General features: G+C 37.6%; 18 protein-coding genes, 1 other RNA gene and 1 other annotated feature. All 19 genes read right to left on the bottom strand.

What is annotated here, in order from left to right; all coding sequences use genetic code 11:
• Positions 1-110: 110 nt before the first annotated feature.
• Positions 111-3,293: an efflux RND transporter permease subunit gene (locus NE668_RS01980; RefSeq protein ID WP_227036989.1), complete on the bottom strand. Its 3,183-nt coding sequence runs from the start codon at positions 3,291-3,293 to the stop codon at positions 111-113.
• Positions 3,294-3,307: 14 nt separating this feature from the next.
• Complete coding sequence (locus NE668_RS01975; protein WP_060918851.1) at positions 3,308-4,435, bottom strand: efflux RND transporter periplasmic adaptor subunit; 1,128 nt, start codon at positions 4,433-4,435, stop codon at positions 3,308-3,310.
• A gap of 241 nt (positions 4,436-4,676) precedes the next feature.
• Positions 4,677-5,303, bottom strand: coding sequence for a Type 1 glutamine amidotransferase-like domain-containing protein (locus tag NE668_RS01970; protein ID WP_227036990.1), 627 nt, complete (start codon positions 5,301-5,303; stop codon positions 4,677-4,679).
• Positions 5,304-5,492: 189 nt separating this feature from the next.
• Positions 5,493-5,834: a transfer-messenger RNA gene (gene ssrA / locus NE668_RS01965) on the bottom strand.
• Between the two features lie 137 nt (positions 5,835-5,971).
• Positions 5,972-7,129, bottom strand: coding sequence for an 8-amino-7-oxononanoate synthase (bioF, locus tag NE668_RS01960; RefSeq protein WP_227036991.1), 1,158 nt, complete (start codon positions 7,127-7,129; stop codon positions 5,972-5,974).
• Positions 7,130-7,133: 4 nt separating this feature from the next.
• The gene (locus NE668_RS01955) at positions 7,134-7,862 is read right to left on the bottom strand and encodes a 6-carboxyhexanoate--CoA ligase (protein WP_227036992.1); all 729 of its coding nucleotides are present in this window, start codon (positions 7,860-7,862) and stop codon (positions 7,134-7,136) included.
• The gene (locus NE668_RS01950; RefSeq protein ID WP_101928323.1) at positions 7,862-8,362 is read right to left on the bottom strand and encodes a hypothetical protein; all 501 of its coding nucleotides are present in this window, start codon (positions 8,360-8,362) and stop codon (positions 7,862-7,864) included. Before NE668_RS01950 ends, NE668_RS01955 begins: the two co-directional genes overlap by 1 nt.
• Before the next feature lie 154 nt (positions 8,363-8,516).
• Positions 8,517-8,987 carry an SsrA-binding protein SmpB gene (gene smpB / locus NE668_RS01945; RefSeq protein WP_227036993.1) on the bottom strand — a complete coding sequence of 157 codons (471 nt, stop codon included), beginning with the start codon at positions 8,985-8,987 and terminating at the stop codon, positions 8,517-8,519.
• An 8-nt stretch (positions 8,988-8,995) separates the two neighbouring features.
• The gene (rnr, locus tag NE668_RS01940) at positions 8,996-11,359 is read right to left on the bottom strand and encodes a ribonuclease R (protein WP_227036994.1); all 2,364 of its coding nucleotides are present in this window, start codon (positions 11,357-11,359) and stop codon (positions 8,996-8,998) included.
• Between the two features lie 58 nt (positions 11,360-11,417).
• Positions 11,418-11,654 carry a preprotein translocase subunit SecG gene (gene secG / locus NE668_RS01935; protein WP_004695991.1) on the bottom strand — a complete coding sequence of 79 codons (237 nt, stop codon included), beginning with the start codon at positions 11,652-11,654 and terminating at the stop codon, positions 11,418-11,420.
• A 5-nt stretch (positions 11,655-11,659) separates the two neighbouring features.
• The gene (gene sigH / locus NE668_RS01930) at positions 11,660-12,334 is read right to left on the bottom strand and encodes an RNA polymerase sporulation sigma factor SigH (RefSeq protein WP_155086199.1); all 675 of its coding nucleotides are present in this window, start codon (positions 12,332-12,334) and stop codon (positions 11,660-11,662) included.
• A gap of 73 nt (positions 12,335-12,407) precedes the next feature.
• Positions 12,408-12,941 (bottom strand): NYN domain-containing protein, encoded by a 534-nt coding sequence (locus tag NE668_RS01925; RefSeq protein ID WP_004695995.1) that lies wholly within the window; start codon positions 12,939-12,941, stop codon positions 12,408-12,410.
• A 2-nt stretch (positions 12,942-12,943) separates the two neighbouring features.
• The gene (gene rlmB / locus NE668_RS01920) at positions 12,944-13,675 is read right to left on the bottom strand and encodes a 23S rRNA (guanosine(2251)-2'-O)-methyltransferase RlmB (protein WP_227036995.1); all 732 of its coding nucleotides are present in this window, start codon (positions 13,673-13,675) and stop codon (positions 12,944-12,946) included.
• A 1-nt stretch (position 13,676) separates the two neighbouring features.
• Positions 13,677-14,153 carry a Mini-ribonuclease 3 gene (locus tag NE668_RS01915; RefSeq protein ID WP_173014530.1) on the bottom strand — a complete coding sequence of 159 codons (477 nt, stop codon included), beginning with the start codon at positions 14,151-14,153 and terminating at the stop codon, positions 13,677-13,679.
• The gene (cysS, locus tag NE668_RS01910) at positions 14,143-15,591 is read right to left on the bottom strand and encodes a cysteine--tRNA ligase (RefSeq protein WP_155086196.1); all 1,449 of its coding nucleotides are present in this window, start codon (positions 15,589-15,591) and stop codon (positions 14,143-14,145) included. The genes NE668_RS01915 and cysS overlap by 11 nt, the downstream gene beginning before the upstream one ends.
• Positions 15,592-15,640: 49 nt before the next feature.
• Positions 15,641-15,847, bottom strand: a binding site (T-box leader).
• A 240-nt stretch (positions 15,848-16,087) separates the two neighbouring features.
• Positions 16,088-17,059, bottom strand: a complete 972-nt coding sequence (locus tag NE668_RS01905) for a bile acid:sodium symporter family protein (protein ID WP_008601073.1) — start codon at positions 17,057-17,059, stop codon at positions 16,088-16,090.
• A 118-nt stretch (positions 17,060-17,177) separates the two neighbouring features.
• A complete protein-coding gene (gltX, locus tag NE668_RS01900; RefSeq protein ID WP_227036996.1) occupies positions 17,178-18,647 on the bottom strand; it encodes a glutamate--tRNA ligase in 1,470 nt (489 codons plus the stop codon).
• A gap of 2 nt (positions 18,648-18,649) precedes the next feature.
• Entirely contained in the window at positions 18,650-19,825 is a 1,176-nt protein-coding gene (gene ispD / locus NE668_RS01895; protein ID WP_227036997.1) for a 2-C-methyl-D-erythritol 4-phosphate cytidylyltransferase, read from the bottom strand.
• Complete coding sequence (locus tag NE668_RS01890; RefSeq protein ID WP_004696009.1) at positions 19,809-20,960, bottom strand: PIN/TRAM domain-containing protein; 1,152 nt, start codon at positions 20,958-20,960, stop codon at positions 19,809-19,811. The genes ispD and NE668_RS01890 overlap by 17 nt, the downstream gene beginning before the upstream one ends.
• Positions 20,961-20,966: the final 6 nt, after the last annotated feature.

Genomic DNA, 20,966 nt, shown 5'->3' with positions numbered 1-20,966 from the left:
TCAATCCGATTTTTAACTATATCATTATATCATAAATCATATAAAAAAACACGCCACTACTAAGTAGTGACGTGTTTTTAACATTCTACAAAATTATCTAATGTGAATGATTAGTCGTGATTCTTTTTGCGGTTTGTTAACAAACCAGGTCCAAGTGTTTCAATAATGATAAACAACATTGGAATGATAAAGATACCAAACAATGTAGCTGTTGTCATCCCTGCTACTACTGTAATCCCCATGGAAGTACGTGCACCAGAACCAGCACCAGTAGATACTGCCAATGGTAATACACCAAGGATAAATGCAAAGGATGTCATCAAAATTGGACGCAAACGAATTTTTGCAGCTTCAATAGCAGCATCAACCACGTTCATACCACGCTCGTCAACGCGAATCTTAGCATATTCGATAATCAGAATCGCATTTTTTGCAGCCAAGCCAACCAAGGTTAAAAGACCAATTTGCATATAAATATCATTTGCCAAAGAGTATCTGCCTGTAAAGTTCAATAAGAATGGTACTAAAGAAGCACCAATCATACCAGATGGTACGGAGAACAATACGGCAAATGGAACCTTCCAAGACTCATATAAGGCAGCCAAGATTAAGAATACAAAGACAAGGCCTAAACCTAGAATCAACATAGATTGAGAACCGGCTTTTAACTCTTCACGAGATTGCCCTGCCCAATCATATGTATAACCAGCAGGTAATGTTTTAGCGGCGGCCTCTTTTAATGCATTGATAGCATCACCAGAGGAATATCCTCTAGCTTGAGAACCACCAATTTGTACGGCCATCGCATTATCAAAGCGAGTAATGCTAGATGGTGTACCCGTTTGTTCCTTTGTAATATAGTTAGAAACAGGAACCATTTGGCCATTGCTATTTCTAACAGCTAACATATTAAGCTGGTCCGCATTTTGACGATATGCGTCTTCCGCTTGGACTACAACCTTATAGTTTTTACCATAAGTAGTAAAGTCGTTAACTTGAATACTACCATAGAACCCTTGCAAAGTGGTAAAGATATCAGCTAATGCTACACCATCTTGAGCCGCTTTTTCACGATTTACATCAAATTGTAATGTCGGCGTAGATGTATCAAAAGTAGTATAAATAGATTGAATTGCTGGGCTCTTACGAGCTTCCGCAATAAATTCATTAGTACGATCAGCCATAACTTGTGGACTATCGCCAGCTTTGTTAATGATGTACATACTAAAACCACCAGTTGTACCAAGACCTGGAATAGATGGTGGATTCATAGCAATAACTGTTGCTTCTGGTACACCTTGAGCAGCAAAACCAAAGGTTTGCCCAACCATTGCATTGATAGAAGTTGCAGCAGTAGTACGATATTTCCAATCGGACATAGTAGCAAAAATTACACCAGCACTAGACTTTTGACCGCCACCTAAGAGGTCAAAACCAGCGACAGTAAATACTTCTTGGAATAATTGTTCGTCCTTAGGTTTTTCAGGATCATTTTTTTCTTCCAAGAAAGATGCAACTTTTTCAAGTGTAGCCATAGTACGTTCAGACGTAGCACCAGGTGGCTCATTAATAGCAATCATATAGTAACCACTATCTTCAGCTGGTACGAAAGAAGTTGGTAAGAAGTGGAATACTAAGGCTGTACCACCTGCAAAGACTAGCAATGCAATAACAGTTAAACTCAAACGATGACTTAAACGCGCTAATTGGAGACCATACCAATTACTGAATCGTTCTAGAGCAGCATTAAATTTATTTAATTGGCGATGTAACCAATCTTCACGCTCTTTAGTTATATGTGGTTTCAACATGGTAGCACATAATGCTGGTGTTAACACAAGTGCAATAATAGCTGAAATTACAACGGAAACGGCAATCGTTAATGCGAACTGTTTGTAAAGGATGCCTGTCATCCCCCCCATGAAAGCAACCGGTACAAATACCGCTACCAATACGAAGGCGATACCAATTACAGGACCTTGTACGTTTTCCATCGCTTTAATAGCCGCCTCGTTAGGAGGCAATCCATTATACTTTAATTCGTACTCAACAGCTTCTACTACGACGATAGCATCGTCAACAACAAGGCCGATAGCCAAAACCATGGCAAAAAGCGTCAAAGTGTTAATAGAGAAATCTAACAAAACAAAAGCGCCAAATGTGCCAAGCAAAGATACTGGCACAGCAATCATAGGAATGATTGTGGAGCGCCAAGATTGTAAGAACACATATACTACAACTAAAACAAGGAGCAATGCCTCTACAAAAGTATGCTCAACCTCATTAATAGATGCACTTACAAATTTAGTATTATCTACAACTACGTTATATTGCATATCTGGTGGGAAGGATTTAGATTGCTCATCTAGAACCTTCTTAACATTAGCAATTGTTTCTAATGCATTAGCATCATTTTGTAAGGAAATAGCAAAACCAGCAACCTCTTTATGAGCAGATTTTGCAATGAAGTCATATCCTTCAGCCCCAATTTGAATACGGGAGACATCCTTTAGATGTAATACCTTACCATTAGTGCTTTTAATAGCAATATTACCAAATTGCTCAGGTGTTACGAGACGTCCATCAATTTTGATAGGATATTGGAATGCTTGTTCACCATTTGTAGGATTTTTCCCTACTGTACCTGCTGCGGCTTGTAAGTTTTGACCTTTAATAGCCGCCGTAACTTCAGAGATAGTAACACCAAGTTTTTGCATCTTCGCAGGATCCAACCAAATGCGCATAGAATAATCAGATCCGAACTCCTGTACAGAACCAACACCCTTAATGGATTTGATAGTATCCATCATATAATTGGTACCATAGTTCTTTAAGAATGTTGCATCATATGTGCCATTTGGTGAACTCAAAGAGAATATAAGTGCCATATCACCAGAAGATTTAGTAGTTGTAACACCTACAGCTTGTACTTCTGAAGGCAATTGTGCAAGTGCTGCTTGAACACGGTTTTGCGTATTAACCGCATCCATATCAGCATCTGTACCTTGATTGAACTGAACAGTCAACGAATAGCTACCGTTACTGGAACTATTAGAAGTCATATAGTCCATATCTTGTACGCCTACAATCTGCGTTTCAATAACACTGGCTACTGTATCATTAACAACTTGAGCAGTTGCACCAGTATAGGCAGTATTAACGCGAACTGTAGGTGGAGAAATTTGTGGATATCGAGCTACCGGAAGGTTCATCATGGAGATAAGCCCTACCAACGTGATAACAATGGCTATTACGATGGCAAAGATAGGTCGATTAATAAAGAATTTCGACACGATCTATCCTCCTTTTATTTTGTAGCTTTCAACTGTTCTTTAGTTAGTAGTTTACCATTTACTTTTACGCCATTCTTCACCTTAGTTAAGCCGTCAACGATGATTGTATCACCAGCAGCCAAACCAGATTTAATGATTGTTTCATTACCTTTAGTACCACCAACCTCTACTGTCTTTTGTTCTACTACACCAGCTGCATTTACAACATAAACAAAGTTTTTGTCCATGATTTGTAAAATAGCACGACTTGGTACAAGGATTGCATTTTTAATCTTTTCACCAGGAGAAACAACAGTGGCATACATATTAGGTAATAATAAATGATTAGGATTTGGGAAGGATGCTTTCAATACAAGCTTACCCGTAGATTGATCTAAACTCTTAGCCGCTTGAACGATAGAACCAAGTTCATTATACGTTTCGCCATCAGCAAGTTTTAATTGAATATTTGGACCATTAGAATCATCCGTTGTAGGATTCTTCATGAAGTCGAGATATTCTTGCTCAGTCATACTAAACTCAACAAAGATTGGATCGATAGAATCGATTGTAACCAATGTAGTGGAGCCAGCCTGAACGTAAGTGCCTGTATCTACGTCATCCATGCGTAATGTACCAGAATATGGTGCATATACCATGGTATCCCCCATATTATCTTGAGCAATTTTTACGGATGCTTCATACGCTTCATACGTAGCCTTAGCTTGCTCTGTAGCACTACGTTGCGTATCTACACGTTGTTGAGCAATCGCATCTTGTGATGCCAAAGTTTCATAACGTTGAAGATCCACTTCTGCATTTTTCAAGTTTGCATTAGCTTGAGCTGCTTGGGCTTCTGCATTGGCAAGACTCGCTTCATATTGACGGGAATCAATTCGATATAGTGGTTGTCCAGCTACTACTTGTTCGCCACCTTTTACAAACTTCTCAACAATATAACCACTTACACGAGCATGTACAGCTACAGAGTTCTCCGCAACTACAGTACCAGCAAATGTTTGATCAACTTGTGTATCACTTGCTGTAAGTTTATATGTATTAACATTAATCTCACCAGCTTGCTGTTGATTGTTGCCACACCCAGCAATCATCACAGCAGACATTACGAGAGCTGCTAACATACGGGAATAACGATACTTCATTATCTGTACTCCTTTTCAGAAACTAATCATTCATGTCACATAATTACATAAATATCTTTATATATTTTACAGGATTCAATAGATAAAGTCAATTTTTCTGATACCCCTCTACCTTTGTAGAACATAGATAAAATCTAAATAGATTCATATTCATTGTATACAACAAAAGCGATAAAAATTATTGATTGTAAATATTCAAATATGAACACTTATAACTTTAAAAATATAAAGTTATAAAACACTAGTTTACTTTTTTACTTTCATATAATACCGTATAACCATTATTATCCACTAAAACCGCTTCATTATTGTTGATCGGCACTAAAGGTATCTTATCTTGATATGTATCTAATGTTTTTTGAGCAGTCTCTTCAAATGGATACTCCCCTAAATGAGGCACAACATAATGATCAAATACATTTACACCCGTATAATCATCTAATTCAGATGCTATACTTTTATCATCCATGATCTGATTATATTCAATATTTTCAGACATAATAATTGCGCCAGCAGATTCACCAATATAAAATAAGCCTTCTTTGATTCTTTTAAAAAGTAGGCCTACAAGATTTTTCTTTTTCAGCTCTTGTAATAGATAAAATGTGTTACCACCCGATATACAGATACATTCAGTCTTTGAAAATTTATCCTTTAAATAATCTTCATCATATTTTGAAATATCAATAATTTCCAATTCATATCCTAAAGACTTTAACATCTCAACACCTTCATCAATATATCCAGTATATGGTTCAACATTTCCAGCAATAGGAATAAAAATTATTTTATTTGAAACCATTTTTGAAAGATACTTTTTTGTTATACTTTTTGCTCCTGCTAAATATGACATAAGTAAAATTTCCATGTCTTATCACCTCTAAGATTCTTTATTTAAATTAATATGAAATTTTATTATTATATACAAAAACCCGTCTAAGAATCTACCTAGGCGGTTTTAAATCACTTAATCGGCCCTTCTCTATCTATTATAGCCGAATAATCACAAATTTATATGTAAGCGCAGACATATTTCTTAAAATGTCCGCTTATTATTTGGTGGAGATGAGGGGAGTCGAACCCCTGTCCAAGAGTGTTGCCATATAGACTTCTCCGAGCACAGTCTATGATTTAAGTCTCAGGTTGCTATCGCTCACAGACAAGCTACACAACCCCAGTTCATATTGTCTCGCCTAATTCATATGAACAACTAAATTAGACCAGCCTACTGTTTGACGTCCATTCACACTTGGTAGGCACAAGTATGAAGGACGTAGCTTATGCAGCTAATGCAAAATTTTCTTCTGCGTTTAAATGTTTTTCCACCGTTTAACGGCCTCATGGAACGCCGACTCGCTATCTATACCACACGCACCCCTGTCGAAACCTTTACATCCCCGTGCGTCGGTCTCATAATTATAAGCCCATTTAATACAACTGTCAATTATATAGAGCCTTTATAATTCAGTAAAATCTATAACTTCTAGATTACTTTATCTCCTACTAAAGATGAAGCTATTATATAGAATCATAAAATTAATTCAATTCTTTGATAGCTTTATCCAATGTCCGGCACACATAATCAATTTGTTCTTTATTATGGGCAGCTGTAACGGTTAAACGGATCCTACTTTCACCAACAGGAACTGTAGGCGGACGTATCGCTGTACCTATAATTCCAGCATTGTATAAATAATTTGATACTGCTAAAGTATCCTCATTGCTACCGATAAGTATTGGGAAAATTGGAGTATCATTCGTAGCATATATTCCTATAGAATTTAAGCAATCTGCCATATAGTTCACATTATTTTGTAGTTGCCTTAAAACAGATGTATCAGACTCAAGAACATGTAATGCAGACAGGGCTGCCCCTATGTCAGCAGGAGATAATGCAGTGGAGAATATAAAGCTACGACTCATATTCACAAGATAATCAATGATGGTGCTATTAGCAGCTACATAGCCGCCAACAGAACCTAACGATTTGCTCAATGTACCTAGCTGAATATCCACTTCTTTTTCAAGACCATAATAAGCAGCCGTTCCATGACCGCTACCAATGGTACCCGTCGCATGAGCATCGTCTACCATAAGTAAAGCATTATACTCACGGCTAAGCTCGTAGAGCTTATCCAATGGAGCTATATCGCCATCCATGCTAAATACACCATCTGTGACAATTAGCTTTCTTGTATTTCGATCTACTTCTTTCAATAAATACTTTAATTCGTCTACATCACAATGGTTATAAGCCTTTACAGATCCTCTACTCAGTCTACAACCATCTATAATACTAGCATGATTTAAAGCATCGCTAAAAATAATAGTATTCTTATCTGCTATGGCAGAAATAGTACCTACATTTGCCATGTAGCCCGTATTAAATACGAGAGCCTTCTCTGTATTCTTAAATTTTGCTAGTTCTCTTTCAAGGTCTGTAAACAAGGGAAATGTACCGGATACAAGACGCGATCCACCTGATCCAGTGCCATATTGTTGAGCCCCCTTAATGGCCCCCTCTATTACACGTTCATCAAAAGTAAGCCCTAAATAGTTATTTGATGCCATCATCAAATATTCTTTATTATCTCTTCTAACCCGTACTGCGTCTATAGGGCAATATTCAGTTAATGTACGCAAATTTAGGTTATTGATTTTATTATTTAATTGCTCTTGGAAGAATTTATACATACAATCACCGCTGAACAAGTACTGGTGCTTTTTCCAAATACTTGATTACACAGTCCACATCAGTATTTGGTTTAACAAAAAATACACGCCCTCCTAGATTAGATCCAAATTCTTTCATGCTAGGAATTCGATGGTAAATATCATTGCAAGCCACATAGCCTACTGTGTAATCAGGATCATCAGACCAACATAATTCACCTACAATCCCCTCAGCAGATTGCACTTTAGAAGCCAATACTAAGGCCTCTCTCATATGTTCATTTTCCCCTAGTTTTTCCGAATCAAATGAATCCATATGACTCACGCGAACACCACGGTTACCAGAATCTATGCGCTCACCAGAAATTGCATCAACCAACATAGCACCTCGCATAGATGAATCTAAACCTTCTAATAGAAAAATAGCATGTTTAACAGCAGTTTCACTAATATCAGCGCCCTGTAAAAGTTCAACAGCTAATTGATGCGCCTCAGCAACAGTATTAGCAAAATGTTCATTTACTTTTAAGCATTCTATATATGTAATTGTTTCTGAAGGAATCAAGTCCACTGTAATATTGATAAAATCAGCTGTCCCCTTACTATGATGCAGCGCTCGTTCGGCTAAAGACTGAGCGATAGCTCCAACTTGATTTAAGGTCACAATGCGTTCTGCGCCAGAAATATGGTGGCCCCCGTTTTCATGGGGACCACCTTGAGCCGCGCGCATACGCACACTATATAATTCGTCCATTATGATACCTTACCTTTAACTACATTACTTTGAGGTACTTGGTTGTGAATTTTATGGAATACTTTCACAAATACTGGTGCCATAATTACTGTAAAGATCATACCTGGGACTGCGAGAGCTATCATCGGTAATGCAGCCTTACCAACGTATAAAGACAAAGATAATCGCGCTAAAGCAGATGCAATTGGACCAGAAACCATAATACCTATCATGTGATTATGGCAGATCCAAAGAATTAGTCCCACAATGAGCCGGAATTGCATAGCAATCATAACATTTAAAATGGTTTGAGTACCTAATGCTAATCCTATTAAACTAGATAAACAACCACTTATAATATACTTTTTAAATCCGAATACGGCACATATCGCTACCGCTAACGGGGCTGATAATTGAAACTCTATACCTGGAATGACATTAGGTATTTTAATAGCCCCTAATACAGTAATCATGGCAGTTAAAATAGCAACTTCTGTAATGTACCGAATGTTCTGATTCATAATGTATCTCCTCTACTTAGAAAATGTCAACTACAAACATCTCTTATTGTTTACATTATAAATTCTCACTGTATTTTTATCAACTACTTAAAACAACATAGTTAACAAATATACAAAAAGAACCAAGCCATATCGACTTGATTCCTTATGACTCTTAATATTTTTGTTGTTCTTTGATTCGCTTAGCAATATCGCGCTTGGCATCACGTTCCGCCATATCTTGACGCTTGTCATAAATTTTCTTACCAGTTACTAGACCTACGGTAACCTTTACATAACCGTGACTGAAATGAAAGTTTAGCGGCACTAAAGAAAATCCTTTTTCCTTAACTTGAGCATGTAACTTATTGATTTCAGATTTATGCATCAACAACTTGCGTGTCCGCTCCGGTTCATGGTTAAAACGATTACCTTGTTCATACGGACTGATATGTACACCATACAATAAAATTTCCCCTTTATCTATACGACAAAAGCTGTCCTTAAGATTAAGCTTACCTTGACGAATAGACTTTATTTCAGTTCCTGTTAAAGCAATACCAGCTTCATAGGTTTCATGAATATGAAAATCATGATGCGCCTTACGATTGTCAGCAATAAGCGATGGGCTAGATTTCTTTGCCATATTCTCCTCTATCGTTTACGTTTACTTTTAGATTTTTTAGATTGACTACGTTTTGTAGCTTTATTTGACTTCTTGCGACTCGATTTACCTTTTTTAGATTTTTTACTGAAAGCATCATATCTAGAACGCCCAGCTTTTGAATCATCTCGTTTAGAAGTTTTTCTACCGTTTTTTCGGGATGACTTTCGCCCCTTTAGATTTCCAAAACCATCACGACTAGTAGCATGGTCAGAGCCACTACTCAATTGTTCTTGGATAGCCATCAGATTATCTACTTCACCAAGAACAAAATCGATTTGTTTCTTTTCTACATCGGCTTTTACAAGTGTAACAGTAACCTTTTCACCTAAGTGATAGGTTTTACCTGTCCGCTTACCAACAAGAACAAAATGTTCTTCGTCAAAGAAATAATAATCGTCGTTCATCATGCTAATATGCACGAGACCGTCGATACCATTCTCTAACTCTACGAACATGCCAAAGGAGGTTATGCTCGCAATAGTGCCTTCAAAAACTTCACCTACAAATGGAACCATGTATTGAGTCTTCTTTAGATCAGTAGTTTCTCGTTCTGCCTCGGTTGCCACTTGTTCTTGTATGGAAGAATGTTCCACAGCACCAGCTAAGAAAGCTTCATCTACATCTCGTTTAGAGTATCCACCCTTCCAGTGCATATCCGCTTTTAAAAGTCGATGTACCATCAAATCCGGATAACGTCTAATGGGAGATGTAAAATGCGTATAGCAAGTGGATGCTAACCCAAAATGGCCGACGTTTTCAATGCTATATTTCGCTTGCTGCATAGAACGTAAGGTCATAATTTGAGCCACTTGCTCAATATCTTGTCCCTTCACTACATCAAGGATTTTTTGGAAATCTCGTGGTGTTACACCATCAGCACTAAGTACAAGAGTTTGACCTAAATAATGTAATACCTTTTGGAATAAATCCAATTTTTCTTCACTAGGATGTTCATGAATACGATATACCGATGTACGTTGAGTATCCTTTAAATGCGTAGCTACCGTCTCATTAGCAATGAGCATACATTCTTCGATAAGCCGCTCTGCCATAGTTCGATCGCGTTTTACGATACGCAACGGTGTACCATCGAGATCAAGTAATACCTTATATTCCGGAAAATCAAAGTCTAATGCCCCTCTACGACGACGCATACGATTTAAAATCTTAGAAATTTCTGCTAAGTCACGAAGCATAGGAATAAAATCTACTAAATCGTCAGGAACAATATTTTCCTCTAACGCTTTATAAACTTCTTTATAGCTGCAACGACGCCCTACATGGATAATAGACGGACGAATACGATAATTAACAACTGTACCTGAATCATCAATTTCCATCATACACGTCATAGCATAGCGATCTTCATGGGCATTTAAACTACAAATACCATTCGATAATACCTCTGGTAACATTGGTACTACGCGGTCCACTAAGTAAACTGAAGTCCCCCGCTTGTATGCTTCATTATCAATAGGCTGGCCTGAAGTAACATAATGACTAACATCCGCAATGTGTACGCCTAGCTCATAATTACCATTTGGTAATTTACGACCACTTACAGCATCGTCAAGATCTTTTGCATCTTCTCCATCGATAGTTACCATTTGTAAGTCTCTAAGATCCCACCGCTTCGGATCTTCATGAACAATAGTATCTATCTTCTCACTTGCCTCAATTACCTCTTTAGGGAATGCAAAAGGAATCTTATGATTAGCCATAATACAGTTAATGTCTAGGCCTACATCCCCCTTATAACCTAAAATTTCTGTTATAATTCCTTCAGGTTTTTTATTGCCTTCAGGCCATTTTGTAATTTTTACTAGTACCTTAGCTCCACTCCGAGCATCTAAAGTATCTTTTAAATCTACAAAAATATCTGTTCCAATACGTTCATCATCTGGTACAACAAAGCCGAAGTGTTGTTGTCTGTCGTAAGTACCAACTATGGTTTCATTAGCACGCTCAATAACATCAACGATGATGCCTTCACGTTTATGCTTTGTATAATCTGATGGTACAATACGAACACGTACCTTATCATTATGCATAGCAGTTCCTTTATTTTGTTCTGCTACATAAATATCTTCATCATCCAGCATAATAACAAATCCATAAGATTTACGATATCCTTTGTAGATACCTTCATATTCTTCATGCTGTTGATCTTCATATCGGTATACATCTGGTCGAGATGAAGTTAATACGCCTTCACGGGCGAGCATTTTCGCAGATCGAATAAACATTTCAAGATCTTTGCCACCTCGAATACGATTATCCATTGCAGCATCCTCAATATGGTATGCATGTGGTTGTATAGATTTATAAAAGTCCAATACCTTCTTCTTCAAGTCTGCACCCCCTTATTAGGATGAAAAAAGAAAAAGCCTGCAAAGCAGGCTTTCATCATTAAAATTGATTAATCATTGCCCCTAACACTAAGCTCAACACAGCAAAGATAATCCCCAATATAATCGTACATTTAGATAAGAAAGCATCTAAACCGCGTTGCTTACCACCAAAAGAAGAGTCTGCCGCACCAGAAACAGCACCGCCCATGCCTGCATTTTTGCTATTTTGTGCAACAACTACTACAATTAATAAAATAGATACGATTACTTCTACAATCATTAAGAAATTTGTCACGACTGTCATCCTTCCTGTGTTGCTCGATGCGAGCCCAATACACGATGTTCTAAATACTTCTCTAATTTACGTTTTACCCTTTGTAGCGCATTATCAATAGATTTAACACTACGATCTGTGACCTCAGCCATTTCTTGATAGGAACGTCCATCAAGGTATCCTTCCAAGACTTCCCATTCGAGATCACTTAAAATATGACCAATATTGCGCTCAATATCATCTAGTTCCTCTTGACTGATAATGAGGTCTTCAGGATTTGTAATCTTTGTTGAAGATAGCATTTCAATCAATGTACGCTCAGAGTCCTCTGTATACACCGGTTTATTTAAGGATATATAGGAGTTCAAAGGCGCATGTTTTTGTCTTGTAGCCGATTTAATAGCTGTAATAATTTGTCTAGTTATACAAAGTTCTGCAAAGGCTCTAAAAGACGCTAATTTATCATGTTTAAAATCTCGCGTCGCCTTATAGAGTCCAATCATCCCTTCTTGGATGATATCCTCTCGGTCGGCACCTACCAAAAAATAGGAGCGCGCCTTAGCTCTTACAAAGTTCTTATATTTATTAACAATATAATCGATTGCAAACTCATTTTGCTCTTCCTGAGCTATGACCACAACTTGCTCATCGGTCATTTCCTTGAAATTGTAATCGGACTTGCGTGTATGAATCATTTTCATAAGCTCCTCCTTACAATTGAGCGAGAAAAACCAATATATTTATTATACTGGAACGGTATATGATTTTCAACTATCAATGACCTCGACGCAATTTCTCGAGCTTTTCAGCAACTTCAGGAGATAATAAACCTCCCACTTCATTACGACGCACTGAAAATTGATCACGTCTATGTTCATGGGCATATTGAAGTCGTTCTTCTTCCTTAGCTATACGAATCATATTTTGCAACTCACGAGCAGGAATACGCAACCCGCCAGAGCCTAGAATTTGATTTTGCTCTGCTCCATCGGAAGTTACAACATATACATTAGTATATTTGCCTTTACGTAAAAATACCTCTCGTTCAATAAAGGAATCCGCCGTTTCTCCATCCTCAGTATACACTTCGATAAATCCACTTGTGATGGATTCAATGGAACCTCCAGATTTTGTATACTTACCATCAAATACAAGGATTACTTCGTAACCCTTAAATTTACCATAGTTCAACAATCTATCTCGAAGCTCCATTCTCGCGTGTTCTAAAGACTCATGAGCCAATTTCTTCAAATGAGTCCAAGCAAAAATAACATTATAGCCGTCTACAATTAAGATATCTTTTAGCATGATTATTTCGCCTGGCGTTGACGTACCGCCTCATACATAAGAACTGCAGCTGCAACAGATGCATTCAAAGAATTCAAATTTCCATACATAGGAATTGTTACAAGGAAATCACAAGCTTCTTTTACAACGCGACTAATCCCCTTACCTTCATTACCAATGACGATAACCGTAGGAATTGTCATATCAGCTTCATACAAGGTACGATCACCTTCCATATGAGCCCCCATTACCCAAAAGCCCTGTTTTTGAAGTTGTTTAATGGTTTGCGCTACATTGCCAATTTGTACAAGTGGAATTTGCTCAATAGCTCCAGCAGATGTCTTTGCAACAGTAGCATTAATAGGCGCATTATGTCGTTTAGGAATGAGTACAGCCGTAGCTCCCGCACATTCAGCAGTACGAATGATAGCTCCCATATTATGTGGGTCTTCAACCCCATCCGTTAAGATGAGTAAAGGAATCTCATGTGTCGATTCTTGTAATACCTCTCCCAATTCTTTAAATTGAACGGCCGATACAAGAGCTATAACCCCTTGATGTGGTACCTCCAAATTGTACTTATTCATCTGTTTAACTGGTGTTGGTCTAACTTCAATTCCTTGAGATTTAGCAAGGCCTACAATATCAGCTAACCCTGTTTTTACCTTATCTTCACTGACCAGAATACGTTGAATAGAACGGCCACTTTTAAGGGCTTCTTTAACCGCATTGCGACCTACAATATAATTATCCATACTACATACCTCGTAGAGTTATAGAAAAGGCTTGCCCCAAGATATGCTGTAAGCGCTCTTCTTGGCACGTTTCATAAAGAAATCCTAGTACTGCTTCAAAGGCCGTACTACTGCGATATTCTTGAACAGTACTACTTTTAGGCACGTTTACATTACTATTTCTAGCACGGCGTGCAATAGCTTGTTCATCTTCTGTAAAAGTATTTTCTATTTCTAGCAATACTTTTGCCTGTGATTTAGCACAAATAAATTCAGTAACGATAGTATGTAAAATCTGTACTTTTGTAATATTCATTTGTACTACGCGTTCGCGCACATACATGGAGTATACTGCATCACCGATATAAGCTAGCATAACTGCATCGGCACTTAGGCACTCCTCTATTGTTCGTTTGCGCAAACGAAGCGGCTCTTCTTCAAGAGCCGTTAGTTTCTTTATCGCTTCATTCTTTAAGAATTGAAATTGTTTAAACTTCACGTTTTTTCCACCGTGCACCTTGAGGAGAGTCCTCAATGGTAATACCAATCTCAGCTAATCGATCGCGGATACAATCAGCTAATGCCCATTGTTTTTGCTCGCGACAAGCTTGACGTACAGAAAGAATAACTTGCATTAATTCTTCATATTCAGCAGCATTAGCACCCGTATTGCCTTCCCAAGCTTTTTCAAGGACACCAATAACATCTGTCATAAATTTGAAGATTCGTTTCACTTCAGCAATTGCCTCTTGGCAAACAACGCCTTCTCTACTTGTTACAGCTTGATAGTAGATATTAATTTCTTTTGCAAGACCGAACATACTAGAAGTTGCTAGAGCAGTGTTGAAATCATCACTCATAGCATCCTCAAATTCTTCTTCGTATGCTTCCGCTTTTTCTAATAAGCGTTGAGCTTCATCACATGAGCCTGGCTCACATTTTTCAAGGTAAAGAAGGTTTTCAATAGCTGTGCTTAACCGTTCCAAAGATTTATTAGCTTCTTCTAGACGCTCATCAGAGAAATCTAATGGGCTACGGTAATGCGTGCTCAATAAGAAGTAACGCAATGCATCAGGACTATATTGTTCTAAAATATCTTTTACCAAGAAGAAATTATTCAAGGACTTAGACATTTTTTCAGAGTTAATAGTGATAAAACCATTGTGCAACCAGTAGCGCACTGCTGGATGTTGACCAGAGCAACCTTCTGATTGAGCAATTTCATTTTCATGATGAGGGAAAATCAAATCGCTACCACCACCGTGGAAGTCAAATTCTGTGCCTAAATATTTTTGGCTCATAGCAGAACATTCAATGTGCCACCCTGGACGACCATTCCCCCATGGGCTTTCCCAATAAGGTTCACCAGGTTTTGCTGCTTTCCACAAAGCAAAGTCCATAGGATTCTTCTTACGACCATCCACTTCAATACGTGCGCCTGCTTCCATATCGTCTAATGTACGACCAGATAACTCACCGTAATGTTCAAATTTCTCCACACTATAATATACATCGCCATCGAGTTCATAGGCGTAGCCCTTGTCAATCAATGTTTGAATCATAGCAATGATATCATCAATATGTGTAGATACACGTGGATAAATGTCTGCACGTTGTACACCTAACGCATCCATTACTTCAAAATAACTATCGATATAACGGTTTGCAATGGTATCCCAAGAGACACCTTCACCATTAGAAGTGTTGATGATTTTATCATCCACATCAGTAAAGTTTTGTACATATGTTACTTTATAGCCTACATGTTTCATATAGCGACGAATTACGTCCCAAGTCACGAAAGGACGAGCATTGCCAATATGAGGATGATTGTATGGTGTGACACCACATACGTACATTTTTGCCTCACCTGGTGTTACAGGATTAAAAACCTCTTTTTGGCGCGTCATAGTATTATAAACAGTAATTTCTCTCATCGTTACCGATGCCTCCAATTTTGTAAAATAAAAAAGACCTCTCATCTCATACAGAGACGATGGTCCGCGGTTCCACTCTGTTAGGTACCAATAGAGATACCCACTCATCGCATAACGGTGCGTCGCCGGACAAACCTACCTATAATCGGAGTGTCAGCTCGTGAATGCATTTCATCTACCTATCCATGAACCCTCCCACCATCGGTTCTCGCTAAAAAGTTAGTTGTAGAGTACTTCTTTCAGTCTCAGCTATTAAAATAATCTATATTCATATATAAAAATATTTTACCAATAAAGCTATAGAATGTCAATATTTACAAGAAAGATCCCCATCTTTCATAGGCAGCTATTCACATATCATACATAGGTATTTTAAATAGCTTAATTAAAAAGATGAGGATATATAATCAGAATATTAAATTACTATTATCATTCATAACAATAGCTTTTATAGTACACAAGTAATAATAATGTCATTACATCAAATCAATTAATATTAAGCATTTTCTAATTTATCTTGATCATCATGTTTACGGCAAATACCTGCAAAAATAGATCCTGTAAAGTTATGAATGATGGAGAATACTGCACCTGCTACCGCAGCTTGTGGTGTAAAGTGTTTTAGTGCTAAAGATACGGATAATGCAGAATTTTGCATAGCCACTTCGATTTGCATAGCACGACGAGAAGACACATCAATACTGAGAGCTTTACATATAAAGTATGTCACAACATAACCACTCAAATTTTGTACTAAACACGCTACAAAAATAATGAAACCAGTTTCGGCAATTTGCTTTTGGTTAACTGCAGTTACAGCTGCCAAGATAAGCAATACCGCGATAGCTGCAATGGTTGGACATACAGATTTTACAGGTTCAATTTTTGCGCCAATAAAGTAATTCAATACAATCCCCAAAATAATTGGTACTAACACGATTTTTACAATGGATATAAACATTGGCATAAATTGAATTTCAATAGAAGATGTTGCACCTGCATATAATACGACAAATAAAGGCGTTAAAATAGGTGCCAATAATGTGGATACAGTTGTTGCTGATACGGATAAGGGAACATTACCATTTGCAAGGAAGGTCATTACATTAGAAGCAGTACCACCAGGACATGCACCCAACAAGATAAAACCAATCCCAACTTCTGGAGGAAAATTAAATGCTAAGGCTACTAAGAAACCTGCCAATGGCATCCATAAGAATTGGATTACGGATACGAGAATAACCTTCATTGGTTGCTTAAATACATCAATAAAGACTTGAGCCGTCAATGTTAACCCCATCGCAAACATAACAAACTGTAGCATGTAAGCAATATATGGAGTCATCCAAGAAAATACTGCAGGTAGCATATATGCTAAAACAGCCATCAATAGTACTATCCAGGATAGATAACTATTGAATAAGTGATTAATAGAACGAATAACACTCATAAAAACACTCGCTTTCATAATAAATCAAAATTTAATACGCCGATTATTATAGCATTTCTATAGAATATTAACAACACATACAAAAGGAGTTCACATAACACTTGTTACGTAGACTCCTTTGATTAATTGATCAAATTTATTTTGTTAATGCACCTACATTATCTAAACGATGTAAGCACTTTTCTTTACCAAGTAATGTAACAATATTATTCAAATCCGGACCATGCATTTGACCTGTTAAAGCTACACGGATTGGCATAAATACGAATTTACCTTTTAAAGAGGTTTCTTTCATTACGGCCTTGATTGTTGCTTTTACAACTTCAGGTGTAATTTCATCAAGTTCAGCCAATGCATTCCGGAAAGCGCCGAGAACTGTTGGAGCTGTTTCTTCATTCAATACAGCACGCAACTCCTCTTCATGCCCCTCTTCAAGGAATACTGTTTCGCCCATAAACAAGCCTACATGATCTTTAATTTGAGCACCATAGCTAATATGATCACGGAATGTAGAGCATAATAATGTCAACCAATCAATATCAGCTTGATTCAAGCTATCTGGAGCTAAACCAACCTCTTTCAAATGCGGTAAACAAAGATGGAATAACTCTTCATCACTCAAATTCTTCATATAGTGGAAATTTATATGGTTCAATTTATCAATATCAAACACAGCAGGATTTTTCGCTACCCGATCCATAGAGAAAGCCTGAATTAATTCATCTTGTGTGAAGAATTCTTCTTCACCTTCAGGAGCCCAACCAAGAAGTGCCAAGAAGTTTACAAGTGCTTCTGGCAAGTACCCTAATTGTTTGTATTGTTCAACAGAGGTAGCACCATGACGTTTGGACATTTTCTTGTAATCTTTACCAAGAATCAAAGAAATATGACCAAACTTAGGGACCTCCCAACCTAAAGCTTCATAAATAGCCATTTGACGAGGTGTATTAGATAGATGTTCCTCTGCACGAATAACGTGAGTGATACCCATCATATGATCGTCCATTACTACAGCAAAGTTATATACAGGAATGCCATCAGATTTTACAATTACAAAATCACCAACGCCATTAGATTCAAAGGATACATGCCCACGTACCATATCATCAAAAGCGTATGTTTTATTCAACGGTACACGCAAACGAATTGTAGGTTTACGACCTTCAGCAATGTATTTAGCCTTTGTCTCTTCATCTAAGTGTTCACAATGACCGTTGTATTTTGGTGTTTCCCCACGATCCATTTGATCTTGACGCACCGCATCTAATTCTTCTGGTGTGCAATAACACTCATAAGCTTTGCCTTCATCTAATAGGCGTTGTGTTACTTCTTTATATAAATCAAGACGTTCTGTTTGACGGTAAGGACCATTATTACCACCTACATCAATGCCTTCATCCCAGTTCATGCCAAGCCATTGTAAGGAAGCTTTGATATTTTCTTCACTTTCACGTGTGGAGCGAGTCAAATCTGTATCTTCAATACGCAATACAAATGTGCCTTTTTCCTTACGTGCTAATAACCAGTTAAATAAAGCAGAACGAGCACCACCAATATGGAATGGACCCGTAGGACTTGGAGCAAAACGAACTTTCAAGGAACTCATGATTAAATCTCTCCTTCATATACAGAAACGACAGCTTGTGCAGCAATGCCTTCACGGCGCCCAATAGCCCCTAGCATTTCATTTGTTGTCGCTTTAATACTAATGCGATCTAATGGTATCTTTAATATGGACTGTAAATTAACCTTCATCATATCGATGTGAGGTTTTAATTTAGGTGTCTCAGAAATAACCATAATATCAATATTATAGGCTTGTAACCCACGTTCTTTCAATAAGAAATTTACTTTTTCTAGTAAAAGCATGCTAGAAATCCCTTTATACTGGTCATCTTCAGGTGGAAAATAGTATCCAATATCCCGTAAACCTGCAGCTCCCAACATGGCATCCATCAAGGCATGAATGAGAACATCCGCATCGGAGTGTCCATCAGGGCCAAGGTCAGATTCGATATGAACACCACCTAAGATACAAGGACGCCCTGCTTTTAATTGATGAATATCATAACCAAATCCAACGCGCATACGCTTATCCTCAATTCCTAAATATCGTTTTGCTACTGCAATATCATTAGGAGTGGTCACCTTAATATTACAATAGTCTCCACTTACTATATGTACAGGCTGCCCTAAATGCTCAACGAGGGACACATCATCAGTGCCTAAATATTTTTCATCATAAGCCTTTTGATGGGCCTCTTTAAATAGATCTTTTTGAAAGCCTTGTGGCGTTTGAATTTGGTATAATTCACTGCGTTTTAATGTTTCTATTACAGTATGCTCTGTATCAACTCGTTTAATCGTATCCGTAGCAGGGACACCTACAGTAGCAGCTCCATATTCTATTGCGACCCTAACAACAGAATCAAACAGTTTAGTTGATGCTAATGGACGCGCTCCATCATGAACTAGCACAATATTACTATCTTCTGATACAGCTTTGAGCCCATATGCCACAGAATCTTGACGTTCTCTTCCACCAAGCACTATCTTTACAGGAATATGCAAATCCAACCCTTGAATATGGTTAGACATATATTCTTGTTCGCCTTCAGCTACAACAAGAATAATTTCTTTTAAACATTCAATCTTTTCTACATTCTGTATGGTACGCTGAATGATAGAGAATTTTCCAAGAGGGATAAAAATCTTATTTTCTTTATACCCCATTCGACGTCCAGCACCTGCAGCGAGAACAATACAACTAATTACCTTGTCCATTTTGTCCTCCATCTACACGGGCAAAGATCATTCGACCGGCACTCGTTTGTAATATGGATGTAACCATAACCTCTACATTTTGACCAACATAAGGCTTACCATCCTCTACGACAATCATCGTACCATCATCGAGATAAGCCACACCTTGGTGTACTTCCTTACCTTCTTTCATAATTTGAACACGAATCCATTCTCCAGCAATTAGAGCAGGTTTTAATACATTTGCCAATTCATTGAGGTTAAGCACTTCAATACCTTGTACACGAGCCACCTTATTCAAGTTAAAGTCATTAGTCATCAATTTCCACTGCTTATCTAAAGCAAGTCGCATAAGTTTTGAATCAACCTCTACAAGATCATCATAATCGTCTTCAACAACTTCTATAGCTACCTTATTGGCATCTTGCATATCCTTCAAAATATCAAGGCCACGTCGGCCACGGTTGCGTTTCGTAGCATCCGCAGAATCAGAAATTACCTGTAACTCATTTAATACAAATAGTGGCACCATAAGAGGGCCTTCAATGAAGCCCGTAGCACATAGTTCTTTGATACGACCGTCAATGATAACTGAAGTATCTAGTAATTTTGGCGTACTAGAGGATTTATCTAATTTATGAGTTGAAAACATTTTAAAACGACTTGTTTTTTTAGTGCTATCTCCTCCCCATTGTTGTACGTAATTATTGTACATTTCGGGGCCTTTACGAGCCATGATTTTAAGTCCACTATATCCAAAAATAGCACTCAAAATTATAGGAATATAAGGTCCTATAATAGGTACTTGATTGAATGCAACACCAATTAGATTTGCAATAATAAGGCCGAATAATAAACCGATGGTGCCTGCAATCAATTCTTGATTTGGAATATGAGTAAGAATACGCTCTAATCTTTTAGCAATTACTAAACCTTGTTTCAGAATAAATGATGAAATCAGATAACCAATAACAAGGCCTAATAGAGTACCTACGATTAATACTGCAATACGTGCAATTGTTAACGACATGTCCCCAAAAGATTCAAATTGAGAAACCAAATATGGGTCAATAATAGGTGCTAAGCTATCCATTCCCACGTAGGCGGCTGTACCTACTAAAATGGCTATTACATAGCGTAAAATCCGATAAATCATGAAATC

It is taken from the genome of Veillonella parvula, from assembly GCF_024461875.1.
Lineage (GTDB): Bacteria > Bacillota > Negativicutes > Veillonellales > Veillonellaceae > Veillonella > Veillonella parvula_I.
The sequence above is the reverse complement of the archived record's forward strand: the minus strand, read 5'-3'. Positions and strand labels throughout refer to the sequence as shown.

Excerpts from the sequence above, each read along its gene's own strand:
- sigH (WP_155086199.1), bottom strand. The coding sequence starts at position 12,334 with ATGAAAATGATTCATACACGCAAGTCCGATTACAATTTCAAGGAAATG.
- NE668_RS01970 (WP_227036990.1), bottom strand. The coding sequence starts at position 5,303 with ATGGAAATTTTACTTATGTCATATTTAGCAGGAGCAAAAAGTATAACA.
- NE668_RS01955 (WP_227036992.1), bottom strand. The coding sequence starts at position 7,862 with ATGGACGAATTATATAGTGTGCGTATGCGCGCGGCTCAAGGTGGTCCC.
- NE668_RS01890 (WP_004696009.1), bottom strand. The coding sequence starts at position 20,960 with ATGATTTATCGGATTTTACGCTATGTAATAGCCATTTTAGTAGGTACA.
- NE668_RS01925 (WP_004695995.1), bottom strand. The coding sequence starts at position 12,941 with ATGCTAAAAGATATCTTAATTGTAGACGGCTATAATGTTATTTTTGCT.
- bioF (WP_227036991.1), bottom strand. The coding sequence starts at position 7,129 with ATGTATAAATTCTTCCAAGAGCAATTAAATAATAAAATCAATAACCTA.
- gltX (WP_227036996.1), bottom strand. The coding sequence starts at position 18,647 with ATGAGTTCCTTGAAAGTTCGTTTTGCTCCAAGTCCTACGGGTCCATTC.
- NE668_RS01905 (WP_008601073.1), bottom strand. The coding sequence starts at position 17,059 with ATGAAAGCGAGTGTTTTTATGAGTGTTATTCGTTCTATTAATCACTTA.
- rlmB (WP_227036995.1), bottom strand. The coding sequence starts at position 13,675 with ATGGATAATTATATTGTAGGTCGCAATGCGGTTAAAGAAGCCCTTAAA.
- ispD (WP_227036997.1), bottom strand. The coding sequence starts at position 19,825 with ATGGACAAGGTAATTAGTTGTATTGTTCTCGCTGCAGGTGCTGGACGT.
- cysS (WP_155086196.1), bottom strand. The coding sequence starts at position 15,591 with ATGAGAGAAATTACTGTTTATAATACTATGACGCGCCAAAAAGAGGTT.
- NE668_RS01975 (WP_060918851.1), bottom strand. The coding sequence starts at position 4,435 with ATGAAGTATCGTTATTCCCGTATGTTAGCAGCTCTCGTAATGTCTGCT.
- NE668_RS01950 (WP_101928323.1), bottom strand. The coding sequence starts at position 8,362 with ATGAATCAGAACATTCGGTACATTACAGAAGTTGCTATTTTAACTGCC.
- smpB (WP_227036993.1), bottom strand. The coding sequence starts at position 8,987 with ATGGCAAAGAAATCTAGCCCATCGCTTATTGCTGACAATCGTAAGGCG.